11 protein-coding genes and 1 pseudogene are annotated in these 12,217 nt (G+C 71.9%); 8 read left to right on the forward strand and 4 right to left on the reverse strand.

From position 1 onward, the window contains the following. Positions 1 to 387: 387 nt before the first annotated feature. Positions 388 to 995: pseudogene (locus tag AB0J72_RS48450) on the reverse strand (transposase). Between the two features lie 374 nt (positions 996 to 1,369). After that, a complete protein-coding gene (locus AB0J72_RS48455) occupies positions 1,370 to 2,404 on the reverse strand; it encodes a YihY/virulence factor BrkB family protein (protein WP_363412700.1) in 1,035 nt (344 codons plus the stop codon). A gap of 217 nt (positions 2,405 to 2,621) precedes the next feature. Here AB0J72_RS48455 and aspS point away from each other — a divergent pair, with 217 nt between their 5' ends. The 6 genes from aspS to AB0J72_RS48485 all read left to right on the forward strand — a co-directional run bounded on the left by aspS (position 2,622) and on the right by AB0J72_RS48485 (position 9,241). Next, positions 2,622 to 3,851 carry an aspartate--tRNA(Asn) ligase gene (gene aspS, locus AB0J72_RS48460; RefSeq protein ID WP_363412701.1) on the forward strand — a complete coding sequence of 410 codons (1,230 nt, stop codon included), beginning with the start codon at positions 2,622 to 2,624 and terminating at the stop codon, positions 3,849 to 3,851. Between the two features lie 189 nt (positions 3,852 to 4,040). Continuing rightward, positions 4,041 to 5,228, forward strand: a complete 1,188-nt coding sequence (gene dxr, locus AB0J72_RS48465; RefSeq protein WP_363412767.1) for a 1-deoxy-D-xylulose-5-phosphate reductoisomerase — start codon at positions 4,041 to 4,043, stop codon at positions 5,226 to 5,228. Continuing rightward, positions 5,228 to 6,532, forward strand: a complete 1,305-nt coding sequence (locus AB0J72_RS48470) for a site-2 protease family protein (protein ID WP_363412703.1) — start codon at positions 5,228 to 5,230, stop codon at positions 6,530 to 6,532. Before dxr ends, AB0J72_RS48470 begins: the two co-directional genes overlap by 1 nt. Positions 6,533 to 6,566: 34 nt before the next feature. Continuing rightward, positions 6,567 to 7,733 (forward strand): flavodoxin-dependent (E)-4-hydroxy-3-methylbut-2-enyl-diphosphate synthase, encoded by a 1,167-nt coding sequence (gene ispG, locus AB0J72_RS48475; protein WP_344507898.1) that lies wholly within the window; start codon positions 6,567 to 6,569, stop codon positions 7,731 to 7,733. Positions 7,734 to 7,803: 70 nt separating this feature from the next. Continuing rightward, a complete protein-coding gene (locus AB0J72_RS48480) occupies positions 7,804 to 8,643 on the forward strand; it encodes a GNAT family N-acetyltransferase (protein ID WP_344507896.1) in 840 nt (279 codons plus the stop codon). A gap of 76 nt (positions 8,644 to 8,719) precedes the next feature. Further along, positions 8,720 to 9,241 (forward strand): hypothetical protein, encoded by a 522-nt coding sequence (locus tag AB0J72_RS48485; protein ID WP_344507895.1) that lies wholly within the window; start codon positions 8,720 to 8,722, stop codon positions 9,239 to 9,241. Positions 9,242 to 9,248: 7 nt separating this feature from the next. Here AB0J72_RS48485 and AB0J72_RS48490 read toward each other — a convergent pair whose 3' ends face one another. Further along, positions 9,249 to 10,073, reverse strand: coding sequence for a helix-turn-helix transcriptional regulator (locus tag AB0J72_RS48490; RefSeq protein WP_363412705.1), 825 nt, complete (start codon positions 10,071 to 10,073; stop codon positions 9,249 to 9,251). Between the two features lie 114 nt (positions 10,074 to 10,187). Between AB0J72_RS48490 and AB0J72_RS48495 the strand changes: the two genes are divergently transcribed. Then, a complete protein-coding gene (locus AB0J72_RS48495) occupies positions 10,188 to 10,895 on the forward strand; it encodes an SDR family oxidoreductase (protein WP_344507891.1) in 708 nt (235 codons plus the stop codon). 13 nt (positions 10,896 to 10,908) lie between these two features. On the opposite strand, the gene AB0J72_RS48500 is transcribed toward AB0J72_RS48495, so the two are convergent. Continuing rightward, on the reverse strand, positions 10,909 to 11,781 hold the full coding sequence (locus tag AB0J72_RS48500; RefSeq protein ID WP_363412707.1) for a LysR substrate-binding domain-containing protein: 873 nt from the start codon (positions 11,779 to 11,781) through the stop codon (positions 10,909 to 10,911). A 70-nt stretch (positions 11,782 to 11,851) separates the two neighbouring features. Between AB0J72_RS48500 and AB0J72_RS48505 the strand changes: the two genes are divergently transcribed. After that, on the forward strand, positions 11,852 to 12,199 hold the full coding sequence (locus tag AB0J72_RS48505) for a nuclear transport factor 2 family protein (RefSeq protein ID WP_344507887.1): 348 nt from the start codon (positions 11,852 to 11,854) through the stop codon (positions 12,197 to 12,199). The last annotated feature ends 18 nt before the right edge of the window (positions 12,200 to 12,217 follow it).

A 12,217-nucleotide genomic window follows, 5' to 3' on the forward strand; every position in this document is an offset into this window, starting at 1 on the left:
CGTGCTGGGCGTGCTGGGCGTGCTGGGCGTGCTGGGCGTGCTGGGCGTGCTGGGCGTGCTGGGCGTGCTGGGCGTGCTGGGCGTGCTGGGCGTGCTGGGCGTGCTCGGGGGCTTGGGGTGCTTGAGGGCTTGGGGTGCTTGAGGGGCTTGGGGGCTCCTGCCCGCTTCCGGCCGCAAGCTGGGCGACTGGATCGTGCGGCGCGGGTGGGCCCGCACCTGAAGGCCGACCTGACCCGTTCCTGACCGCTCCCCGGCTGTGCGCGGGAGCTCTCGGGTGGCGGCGCCGGCGTTCCAGTCGCTGTCTGTCGGTGTTGGCCTGACCCGTCCCGCGCCAGCCTGGGCCCTGGGCTGTCGGCCGCTCGCCTGGCGATCGCGTCGGCTTAGGGGTCAGTTCAGAATGAGCTGGCGGAGGCAGATGACTGAGCAGGCCAGGCTGACGAGTGCTCGGTGGATGTCAGCGCGGCGTTCGGTTCGCGGTCTGAGCTTCTTGAACGCGTGCAGCCAGGCGATGGTGCGTTCGACGGGCCGGCGGTGTGTGCCGAGGTCGGAGCCGTGGGCGGTGTCGGGGCGGGCGATGTGCGGGGTCACGCCGTGGGCGCGCAGCAGCCGGCGGTACGTCAGACCAGACCGCGCACGGGTGAGACGGCGTCCAGCAGTGGCAGGAGCTGGGTGATGTTGTTGCGGTTGCCGCCGGTCAGGATCACCGCCAAGGGGATACCGGCGGCGTCGGTGATCACGTGGCGTTTGCTGCCCGGCTTGCCCCGGTCTACCGGGCTGGGACCGGTGAAGTCCCCCTTTGAGTGCCCGCAGATGCGACGAGTCGACGATCGCCGCGGAACGATCCAGGCTGCCGGCAGCACGCAGCTCGGCCAGGATCAGCTCGTGCAACTGTTGCCAGACCGCGCACGGCCGGGATACCGGAACCGCCGCTGCCGCACCGGGATCAGCGGCTCCAACCGCGACCACAGCCCATCCGTGAGCACCGCGTCAGACACGGCCCGAGCATCGATCACCTTGCCCGCTCAGGCAATCCGACATACCAGCTCATTCTGAACTGATCTCTTAGGCGGGTTCCGGGAGCGTCCGAGTCGGGGCATCCGTCGTGGCACTGCTGCCGGCCGCTCTCGGGTCCTCGGACTCCGGTCCGGCCGCCTGGGGCGTTGTCGTTGGCTGGCCGGCGCTGATCCTGGCTGGGGTCCGGGTCGGCGGGGGAAGCGGCGTTGCTGCGCTGGACTCGGCCGGGCTGCGGCGACCAAAGCCCTTACCGGTCGGCTCGGGGTTCCGCTTCCACGGCGGTGTCGAGGTGGCCGCAGCATGATCCCGGATGGTTGTGGTTCTGGCTGCCGGGATCGTTTGGGAGCAGGGGGAGTCAGCGGGTGGGGGTGTTGAGCTGGTCGTGGGCGAAGGCCTGGGGATCGGTGTCGGGGTCGCGGTCGAGTTGTTCGTCGACGGGGACCCACTGGTCCTCGACGACGGGTTCGGGGACGCCGACGCGCAGGGCCTCCAGCTGGGCGCCGAAGGCGATCCCCAGGAACAGGGCGATCCCCGTCAGGTTCGCCCACAGGAGTAGGGCCATGATGCCGGTGAGGGCGCCGTAGGTGGCGCCGAAGGCGTCGCTGCTGCTGACGTAGAACGCCAGGAGGGCGCTGATGAGCCACCAGAAGGCGGTGGAGAGGGCGGCGCCGAAGAGGAGCCAGGAGAAGGCGGGCTGGCGGCGGCGTGGGGTGAAGCGGAAGATGGCGGCGACCGCGGTGACGACGAGGGCGACGCTGAAGGGCCAGCGCAGGAACTGCCAGACGGCGTCGACGGGGGCGCCCCAGGAGGGGTAGTGGGCGCGGACGGAGCGGCCGAGGTCGCCGCCGGCCACCAGCATGAGGAAGCCGGCCAGGGCGGGGATGCCGGCGCCGGCGGCGAGCAGGACCGCGCGGCCGTACTTGAGGTGGGCGGGGCGGTCGCGTTCGACGCCGTAGATGCGGTTGGCACCGCGTTCGATCTGGGCCATCGCGGTGGTGAGGGCGACCATCCCGGTGAGCAGACCGGCGGTGAGGGCGAACTCGCCGATGGACTCGGCGCGCTCGGAGTCGGCGAGCAGGTCGTGGACGAGCTGGTCGCTGGCGCCGGGGGTGAGGGCGAGCACGGTGTCCGCGACGACCTCGCCGCCCTCGGCGACGCCGAGCTTGCTGACCAGACCGGTGAGGGCGATCAGGAACGGCACGATCGCGAGGCAGAGCTGCAGCCCGAGGGCGCGCGCGTGGCTGAAGCCGTCGCCGTACCGGAAGCGCAGGAAGGCGTCGCGCAGCAGGCACCAGCCGCCGTGTCGCCGCAGCGTGTGCCAGGCGTCGTCGGCGGAGAGGTCGTCGCGGGACATCAGGCGCGTTTCGGGGACCTGCCGGGTGCTGCTCACGCGGGTTGATTTCCCGTCGCGGCGGAACCGAAAACTTGCTTATGATCAATGGGCACGGCGATGAGGCGGACGCATCCGCGCCTGACGAACGCATGGTGGTGCTGCCGCTGAGCCGTTGCATCAAGGTCACGGCGGCATGCCGTGGCGAAGGTGTGGTGGCACCGCGACCGGCCCCATCGCCCACACCTCCGGGGAGCGGAGTCTCTCGGGAGGTGTCATGCATCGCATCCTGTCCAGCCAGCTTCCTCAGTACATCGGCGAAACGGTGAACGTCGCCGGCTGGGTCCATCGGCGGCGGCTGCTCGCCAAGGTCGCGTTCGTGGTCCTGCGCGACCGCGAAGGCCTGCTGCAGATCGTGTGCAAGGAGTCGGCGGTGCCGGCGGAGGAGCAGGTCGTCGCGGTGACGGGGCGGGTCGTCGCCAACGAGGCGGCGCCCGGCGGGGTGGAGCTGGTCGAGCCGGTGTTCACCGTGCTGGGGGAGGCTGAGCCGCCGCCCGTGGAGCTGTTCCGGCCGGAGCTCAACGCGTCGCTGCCGATGCTGCTGGACCACGCCGCCGTGACGTTGCGGCACCCGCAGCGCAAGAAGGTGTTCGCGGCGTCGGCGAAGGCGGTCGGCGCGTTCCGCCGGGCGCTGGACGAGCGGGGCTTCACCGAGGTGTTCACGCCGAAGATCGTCGGCAGCGCCACGGAGAGCGGCGCCAACGTGTTCGAGATCGACTACTTCGGCGCGAAGGCGTACCTGGCGCAGTCGCCGCAGTTCTACAAGCAGACCATGGTCGGCGTCTTCGAGCGGGTGTACGAGGTCGGCCCCGTCTTCCGGGCCGAGCCGCACGACACGTCCCGCCACCTGGCGACGTACACGTCCCTCGACGCCGAGCTGGGGTTCATCGAGAGCCACCGCGACGTCATGGCCGTGCTCACCGAGGTGATCCGGGCGATGGTCGGCGCCGTGCAGGAGTTCGGGTTCCAGGCGGCGGTGCCGGCGCAGATCCCGGTGCTGCACTTCGCGGAGGCGCTCAAGATCGCGGGCGCGCCGGAGGACGAGCCCGACCTCGCCCCGGAGCACGAGCGCGCGCTGGGGGAGTGGGCCGCGCGGGAGCACGGTTCGGACTTCCTCTACGTGGAGGGGTACCCGATGCGCAAGCGGCCCTTCTACACCCATCCGCAGCCGGGTGAGCCGCGCTGGTCCAACTCCTTCGACCTGCTGTTCCGGGGGCTCGAGCTGGTCACGGGCGGGCAGCGGCTGCACCGGCACGAGGACTACCTGGCGGCCCTGGACCACAACACGGGGCCGCTGGAGACGTACCTCGAGGCGTTCCGGCACGGCATGCCGCCGCACGGCGGGTTCGCGATCGGGCTGGAGCGGTTCATGGCCCGTCTGACCGGCGCTTCGAACGTCCGCGAGACCACGCTCTTCCCGCGTGACCTGCACCGCGTGGCCCCGTAATTCGATTGCCCGGTGGCAAGTGATGATCTATAATTGGTACATGTGTACTAACGGGGATGGCATCTGGGATTCACCGCGATGACGGTCGGTCGCGGGGGCGCACCACTGTGTGCCCCCGCGGCATCGGCACCCGGTCGGCCACCTCGGCACGTGCACGCCTGAGACAATGGACGGGTGATCCCCCGCGAGATCGTCCTGCTGGGCTCGACCGGCTCGATCGGCACCCAAGCGATCGACATCGTCCGTCGTAATCCCGACAAATTCCGAGTGGTCGCGATCGGCGCCGGCGGTGGCAACGTCCGCCTGCTCGCCGAGCAGGCGCTGGAGCTCGGTGTCGACGCGGTCGGCGTGGCGAAGGCCACCGCCGCGCAGGACCTGCAGCTCGCGTTCTACAGCGAGGCCGCCCGCCGCGGCTGGGCGACCGGCGACTTCCGGCTGCCGAAGATCGTCGCCGGGCCCGACGCGATGACCGAGCTGGCGCAGTGGCCGTGCGACATGGTCCTCAACGGGGTCGTCGGCTCGCTGGGCCTGGCCCCGACGCTCGCCGCACTGCGGGCCGGCCGCATCCTGGCCCTGGCCAACAAGGAGTCCCTGGTCGCCGGTGGTCCGCTCGTACGAGCCGCCGCCCGGCCGGGCCAGATCGTCCCGGTCGACTCGGAGCACTCGGCCCTCGCGCAGGGGCTGCGGGGCGGCACGGCCAAGGAGGTCAGGCGCCTGATCCTGACCGCGTCGGGCGGCGCGTTCCGCGGCCGGACCCGCGAGCAGCTCGTCGGGGTCACCCCGCAGGAGGCGCTCGCCCATCCGACCTGGGACATGGGCCCGGTCGTCACGATCAACAGCGCCACGCTCGTCAACAAGGGTCTCGAGGTGATCGAGACGCACGAGCTGTTCGGGGTGCCGTACCGCGACATCCACGTCATGGTCCACCCGCAGTCGGTGATCCACTCGCTGGTCGAGTTCCACGACGGCTCGACGCTCGCCCAGTGCAGCCCGCCCGACATGCGCCTGCCGATCGCGCTCGCCCTCGGCTGGCCCGACCGGGTCGCCGACGCCGCGCCCGGCGTGGACTGGACCAGCGCACACACGTGGGAGCTGCGCCCGCTCGACGAGGAGGCGTTCCCCGCGGTCGCGCTGGCGAAGGCGGCCGGGGAGGCGGGCCGGTGCCGGCCGGCGATCTACAACGCCGCCAACGAGGAGTGTGTGGCCGCGTTCACAGCGGGTGAGCTTCCATTCCTCGGAATTGTGGAGACTTTGGAGCAGACCCTTACGGACGCACCGGACTTTGCCGAACCAGGTACCGTCGATGACGTGCTCGCCGCCGAATCCTGGGCGCGGGCCTATGCGCGCGAGCGGATCGCGGGCGGGAAAGGGGCCTGATGGCGTTCACGGTGGGGATCGTCCTCTTCGCGGTGGGGATCCTGTTCGCGGTGTGTCTGCACGAAGCGGGGCACATGCTGACCGCCAAATGGTTCGGCATGCGGGTGACCAAGTACTTCGCCGGGTTCGGCCCGACGATCTGGTCGTTCAAGCGCGGCGAGACCGAGTACGGCATCAAGGCGCTGCCGTTCGGCGGCTTCGTGAAGATCGTCGGGATGACCCCTCAGGAGGACGACGTCGACCCGGTGACCGGTGTCTCCGGCGCCGACGACCCGCGGGCCATGTGGCGCTTCCCGGTGTGGAAGCGGACGATCGTGATGAGCGCGGGCTCCATCACCCACTTCGCGATCACCCTCATCACGCTGTGGGTGCTCTTCTCGTTCGTCGGCATCCCCGACCCGGAGACCAAGCAGGACTCCTGGCCGGTCCGCGTCGGCCCGGTCACCGAGTGCATCGCCACCAAGTGGGAGTACGACGCGAGCACCAAGCTGCCGAAGGCCTGCGACCCGGCCAAGGACCCGAAGAGCCCGGCGGCCCAGCTCGGCCTCAAGTCCGGCGACCTGATCACGTCGGTCGACGGGGTCGCCACGCCCAGCTCGGCCGTGCTGCGCGAGGAGCTCAAGAAGGCGACCAACAAGACCGTCACGGTGACGTGGACCCGCGACGGCAAGGAGCTCAGCGGCACCGCCAGCATCCCCGAGGCGCAGCGGCTCAAGCCCGACGTGGACAAGTCCAAGACCTACGACAAGATCACCGCGGCCGACCTGGAGCAGGGCGGCCTGCTGGGCATCAGCATCGCCCCGCGGACCTCGGACATCCCGCACGTCTCGTACGGCCCGGTCGAGGGCGTCGACAAGACGTTCACCATCACCTGGTCGCTGATCGACCGCACGTTCGCCTCGTTCAAGGACATCCCGGAGAAGGTGCCCAACCTGTTCAAGGCGATCTTCGGCGAGAAGCGCGACCCGGAGACCCCGGTCAGCGTCGTCGGCGCCAGCCGGATCGGCGGCGAGCTGTTCGAGCTCGGCGACTGGGCCTCGCTGCTGCTGCTCTTCGCCAGCCTGAACCTGTTCTTCGGCATCTTCAACCTGTTCCCGCTGCTGCCGATGGACGGCGGTCACATCGCGATCGCCTGGTTCGAGCGCGTGCGGTCCTGGTTCGCGGCCAAGCTGGGCAAACCCGACCCAGGTCGGGTGGACTACTACAAGCTGGCGCCCATCACGCTGGGCGTGATAGGCATCCTCGGCGTCTTCGTCCTGCTGACGGTGACCGCCGACTTCGTGAACCCGATCAGCCTCAAGTAGACGATCACAAGACCTGAAACAGGTGGCGCATTCCATGACCGCTGTCAGCCTCGGCCTGCCGGCCGTCCCCCCGCCGGCGCTCGCACCGCGCCGCAAGTCACGCCAGATCATGGTCGGCTCCGTGCCGGTCGGTGGCGGCGCGCCGGTGTCCGTGCAGTCCATGGCGACCACGCTCACCGCCGACGTCAACAGCACGCTCCAGCAGATCGCCGAGCTCACCGCCTCGGGCTGCCAGATCGTGCGGGTCGCCGTGCCCAGCCAGGACGACGTCGAGGCGCTGCCGGCGATCGCGAAGAAGTCGCAGATCCCGGTCATCGCCGACATCCACTTCCAGCCGAAGTACGTGTTCGCGGCGATCGACGCCGGCTGCGCGGCCGTCCGGGTCAACCCGGGCAACATCCGCCAGTTCGACGACAAGGTCAAGGAGATCGCCAAGGCGGCCTCCGACGCGGGCATCCCGATCCGCATCGGCGTCAACGCCGGCTCCCTCGACAAGCGCCTGCTGGAGAAGTACGGCAAGGCGACCGCCGAGGCGCTGGTCGAGTCGGCGCTGTGGGAGTGCTCGCTGTTCGAGGAGCACGGCTTCCGCGACATCAAGATCTCGGTCAAGCACAACGACCCCGTCGTGATGATCCGCGCGTACCGGCAGCTCGCCGAGCAGTGCGACTACCCGCTGCACCTGGGCGTCACCGAGGCCGGCCCGGCGTTCCAGGGCACGATCAAGTCGTCCGTCGCGTTCGGCGCGCTGCTCGCCGAGGGCATCGGCGACACGATCCGCGTCTCCCTGTCGGCGCCGCCGGTCGAGGAGATCAAGGTCGGCAACGCGATCCTCGAGGCGCTCGGCCTGCGCGAGCGCGGCCTGGAGATCGTCTCGTGCCCGTCCTGCGGCCGCGCCCAGGTCGACGTCTACACCCTGGCCGAGCAGGTCACCGCCGCGCTCGACGGGTTCCCGGCGCCGCTGCGGGTCGCGGTCATGGGCTGCGTCGTCAACGGTCCGGGTGAGGCGCGTGAGGCGGACCTCGGCGTCGCGTCCGGCAACGGCAAGGGGCAGATCTTCGTCCAGGGCAAGGTCATCAAGACGGTGCCCGAGTCGCAGATCGTGGAGACCCTGGTCGAGGAGGCGCTGCGCCTCGCCGAGGAGATGGGTGTCGATCTGCCCGAGGAGCTGCGCGGCCTCGGACCCTCCGTCACGGTCCACTAGTGCCTGACACGGGGACGGCGGCGGCGGGTATGTGCGGCTGTCCCCGGGTGCATCTGGCAGGCTTGTACGCATGCTAACGGTGGCGGCGAGGCTCCTCGGCGACGCCGAGCGCGGCGCGGTCGAGCGGCTGCTCGACGGCGACCCGTTCGGCGGCGCCCAGGTCGCGGAGCGGATCTCGATGGCCGGGCTGGCGTGGTGGCGACAGGACGCCCGGATCTTCGGTTACGGGTCGCGCCGCCACCTGGAGTCGCTGTGCTGGCTCGGCGCCAACCTGATCCCCGTCAACGCCTCGGCGCCGGCCGTCGCGGCGTTCGCCGACATGGTCGCGGGTGAGCCGCGCGGCTGCTCGTCGATCGTCGGGTCCGCCGACGCGGTCCTCGGCCTGTGGAGCCGGCTGGCACCCTCCTGGGGGCCGGCGCGTGACGTACGGCCGAACCAGCCGCTGATGGCGACCTCGTCGCCGGCGCCGGTGCCCGCGGACCCCGGGGTGCGCCTCGTCCGGCCCGACGAGATCGACCTGCTCTTCCCAGCGGCGGTCGCGATGTACACCGAGGAGGTCGGCGTCTCACCGACCGCCGACGGCGGCGAGCGCTCCTACCGGGAGCGGGTCGGCGAGCTCGTCCGGGCCCGCCGGGCCTACGCGCGGGTGATCAACGGCAAGGTCGTGTTCAAGGCCGAGCTGGCGGTGGTCACCAAGCACACCGCGCAGATCCAGGGCGTCTGGACCGCGCCGGAGTGGCGCGGCCGGGGGCTGGCCCGGGGCGGGATCGCCGCGATCGTGCGCGACGCCCTGCGGCGCGTGGCGCCATCGGTCAGCCTGTATGTCAACGACTACAACACGCCGGCCCGCGCGGTGTACGAACGGTGCGGGTTCCAGCAGGTGGGCACCTTCGCGACCGTACTGTTCTAAACCGCCATTTCCCGGCAAACTGCCCCCGTGTGCAGGATGATCAAGAGGCCACCCGGCTGAACAAGGGAAGCTTCGCATGGGCCACATCATCCGGCAGCTGACGCCCAACACCACGCGTTACTACTGGTACCCGGGGGACAAGAAGGAGTGGCTGCGCGCCCTCGTCGCCTGCGGGGCCGGCGGGGCGGTGTTCGGGCTGACGGTCCTGCTGACCAGGAGCGTCGTCGCCGCGACGGTGCTCGGTGTCTCCACGAGCGTCGGGTGTGCCTGCTTCAACCTCGGCCGCCGCGACACCAGGGCGCTCGACGGCCTCGACACCGCCACGATCACCCGCCGCGAGGCGGTCGCCGCCTCGGGCCGGGGCGCCTGGCGCGGCATGGTCGAGGGGGTCGCGGTCGCGCTCGCCGTGCTGCTCGTCGCGTACCTGCCGGCCCGCGGCCTCCTGGCCGACTGGCTGCTGCCGCTGGTGCCGGCGCTCGCCGCGGGGATCGCCCGCCAGGGCGGCCTGCTCAGCGCCCGCCTCACCCACGAGTCGGCGAAGGCCTCGACCCTGGGCCCCGGCTTCCGCAACCAGATCGCCCAGGCCGCCCGCCACTGACGGCGGTTCAGCCGGCGTACGCGGGGCGCTGGCGCAGCGAGCACAGCACCCACGCGCTGTGCGAGCCCGCCTCGGCCGTGTAGAAGATCACCTTCTGGCCGGCGTCGGCGATGTCGAGGACCTCGCAGTCGAAGACCAGCTCGCCGTGGACGGGGTGGTCGAGGCGCTTCGTCGTGGTGCGGCGGGCGCAGACCTGGTGCTCGTCCCAGCGGCGGGTGAAGTCCGGGCTGGCCGAGCGCAGCCGCGCGATGAGCGACTGGATGCCGGGGTCACCGGGGTACCGGACGGACGCCGCCCGCAGGTCCGCCACGCACTCGTCGGCGAACTGCGACGTCTCCGGCGCCGTCAGATCGGCGGGGCCGGTGAACAGGTTCCAGATCATGTTGCGCGAGCCGGGCATGACGGCGGCGGGGTCACCCATCAGGGCGACGGCCATCGGGTTCCAGGCGAGCAGCTCGTACTTCGCGTCGATCACGAACGCCGGGGTGTCGTCGAGGCGGTCCAGCAGGTGCAGGATGCCCGCCGACACGTGCGGCGACGGCCCGGCGGGGAGGGCGGGCTGCTCGCCGGAGACCTGGAAGAGGTAGGTGCGCTCGTCGTCCTGCAGGCGCAGCGCCCGGCCGAGCGCGCCGAGCACCTGCCGCGACGGGCGGGGGCCGCGGGCCTGCTCCAGGCGGGCGTAGTAGTCGACCGAGATGCCCGCGAGCCGGGCCACCTCCTCGCGGCGCAGGCCGGGGGTGCGCCGGCGGGCGCCGCCGTCGATGCCGACGTCGGCCGGGAGGACCTTCGCCCGGCGGCTGCGGAGAAACGCGGCGAGCTGTTCCCGGTCCATGCGTTCCATGCTGCCGGACCGCGCGGCAACCGGCCAGGCGCCAACCAGGGACCGCCGATCCGATGTTCGGCACGGCTCTGCCGCGATCGCCGCCCGGCGGGCAGCGTGGCGGGCATGGACGAACCACGCGTCGCCCTCGTCACGGGCGCGAACAAAGGCATCGGATTCGAGATCGCGAAGCTGCTCGGCACCAGGCACGGCATGAAGGTCCTGGTCGGCGCGCGGGACGCGGTGCGCGGCAAGGAGGCGGCCGCGGCGCTCGGCCCGTTCGCGACGGCGATCACCCTGGACGTGACCGACGAGGACAGCGTCGGCCGGCTGGCGGCCCTGGAGCGGCTCGACGTGCTGGTCAACAACGCCGGCGTGCTGCTGGAGCGGGGCGCGCCGCCCAGCGGGACCCCGGTCGACCTGCTGCGGAACACGTTCGCGACGAACGTGTTCGGCGTCGTCGCGGTCACCAACGCGGCGCTGCCCGCGCTGCGGCGCTCCGACGCGGGGCGGATCGTCAACCTCAGCAGCGGGCTGGGGTCCCTCGCGTTCACCACGGAGCCGTCGCACGTGTACGCGCAGAACCCGCTCCTGGCGTACAACGCGTCCAAGAGCGCGCTGAACGCGGTCACCGTCTCGTACGCCAACGAGCTGCGCGCGACGGCGATCAAGGTCAACGCCGCCGACCCCGGCTACTGCGCGACCGACATGAACGGCCACGCCGGCCCGCGGACCCCGGCGCAGGGTGCGATCGCGGCGGTCCGCCTGGCCACCCTTCCGGCGGACGGCCCGACCGGGGGCTTCTACGACGAGGACGGTCCGGTGCCCTGGTAGTCAGGCACCGTGATCAGGCACCGTGGGACGGGAAGCGGGCGAGGAACGCCGCGGCGGCGGCCGATCGGGGGCCGGTGCGGCGCCACGCGAGGCCGAGCCGGCCGCTCAGCGCGGGGCGCGTGATCCGCAGCGCGTGCAGCCCGTCGAAGCCGCGGGCGATCGACGCCGGCAGGATCGCCACGCCCAGCCCGCGCGCGGCCAGCCGGGCCACCACCTGCGGCGTCCCCGCCTCGAACGCCACCCGGGGCGCGAACCCGGCGGCCGCGCACGCCGACTCGAGGATGCCGCGGATGCCGGTGCCGCCGGGGAGGCAGACGAGGGGCCGGTCGCGCAGGTCCGCGATCCGCACCGCCGACCGCCGGGCCCAGGCGTGACCGGTGGCGACCGCGGCGTCGATCGCCTCGTCGGTGAGCATGCGCACGCCGAGGTCGGGCGGCGGGGTGTCGTACGCGATGACCGCCGCGTCCAGACGCCCGGAGAGCAGCCCCTCGACGAGCCGGTCGGTGGTGTCCTCGGTGAGGGTGATCTCGACCCCCGGGTGCGCGGCGTGGAAGTCGGCGAGCACCCCGGGCAGGTCGACGTCGTGCGAGGTCACGGTGCCGATCGCGAGCCGGCCGCGGGCCAGCCCGGCGAGCTCCGCGGCGGTCTGCCGGGCACCCTCGACGGCCGCGAGGGCCGCCCGGGCGTAGGGCAGGACCGCCGCGCCGGCCGCGGTCAGCCGGACCTCCCGGCCGGACCGGTCCAGCAGCTCCTGCCCCAGCTCCCGCTCCAGCTTCCTGACCTGCGCGCTCACCCCCGGCTGCGCCACCCGCAGCCGGGCCGCCGCGCGGGTGAAGCTCGCCTCCTCGGCGACGGCCACCAGGTACACCAGCTGATGCAGCTCCATAAGCACCGATGCTAGAAGTCAGCAGGAACCGGTCTTGGAGTTATACGTCGAACGGGCGCACGGTGGAGGCATGACTGCGACAGCGAAGACACCCGAGGACCTGACCCGCCTGTTCGTGGAGCGCGCCAACGCCGGCGACGCCGAGGGGCTCGCCGCGCTGTACGAGCCGGACGCCGTCCTCGCCTACCCGCCGGGCGAGACCACCGTCGGCCGCGACGCCATCCGGAAGGTCTGCGAGGCGATGATCGAGCACGTGCCGCACTTCGCGCTGGAGCCGCTCACGCCGACCGTCCTCAACGGCGACCTGGCACTGACCGGGACCCGGTCCGCCGACGGCAAGGGCGGCCGCGTCCAGGTCGTGCGCCGCCAGCCCGACGGCTCCTGGCTGCGCGTCATCGACAGGCCCGAGCAGCCCTGACCGGGCGGGCGGCGGGGC

The sequence above is a fragment of the Dactylosporangium sp. NPDC049742 genome, assembly GCF_040674675.1.
Taxonomy (GTDB): Bacteria; Actinomycetota; Actinomycetes; order Mycobacteriales; family Micromonosporaceae; genus Dactylosporangium; species Dactylosporangium maewongense.

Coding starts and splice junctions, on each gene's coding strand:
- aspS (WP_363412701.1), top strand. CDS start 2,622: ATGCATCGCATCCTGTCCAGCCAGCTTCCTCAGTACATCGGCGAAACG.
- AB0J72_RS48470 (WP_363412703.1), top strand. CDS start 5,228: ATGGCGTTCACGGTGGGGATCGTCCTCTTCGCGGTGGGGATCCTGTTC.
- ispG (WP_344507898.1), top strand. CDS start 6,567: ATGACCGCTGTCAGCCTCGGCCTGCCGGCCGTCCCCCCGCCGGCGCTC.
- AB0J72_RS48480 (WP_344507896.1), top strand. CDS start 7,804: ATGCTAACGGTGGCGGCGAGGCTCCTCGGCGACGCCGAGCGCGGCGCG.
- AB0J72_RS48485 (WP_344507895.1), top strand. CDS start 8,720: ATGGGCCACATCATCCGGCAGCTGACGCCCAACACCACGCGTTACTAC.
- AB0J72_RS48490 (WP_363412705.1), bottom strand. CDS start 10,073: ATGGACCGGGAACAGCTCGCCGCGTTTCTCCGCAGCCGCCGGGCGAAG.
- AB0J72_RS48495 (WP_344507891.1), top strand. CDS start 10,188: ATGGACGAACCACGCGTCGCCCTCGTCACGGGCGCGAACAAAGGCATC.
- AB0J72_RS48500 (WP_363412707.1), bottom strand. CDS start 11,781: ATGGAGCTGCATCAGCTGGTGTACCTGGTGGCCGTCGCCGAGGAGGCG.
- AB0J72_RS48505 (WP_344507887.1), top strand. CDS start 11,852: ATGACTGCGACAGCGAAGACACCCGAGGACCTGACCCGCCTGTTCGTG.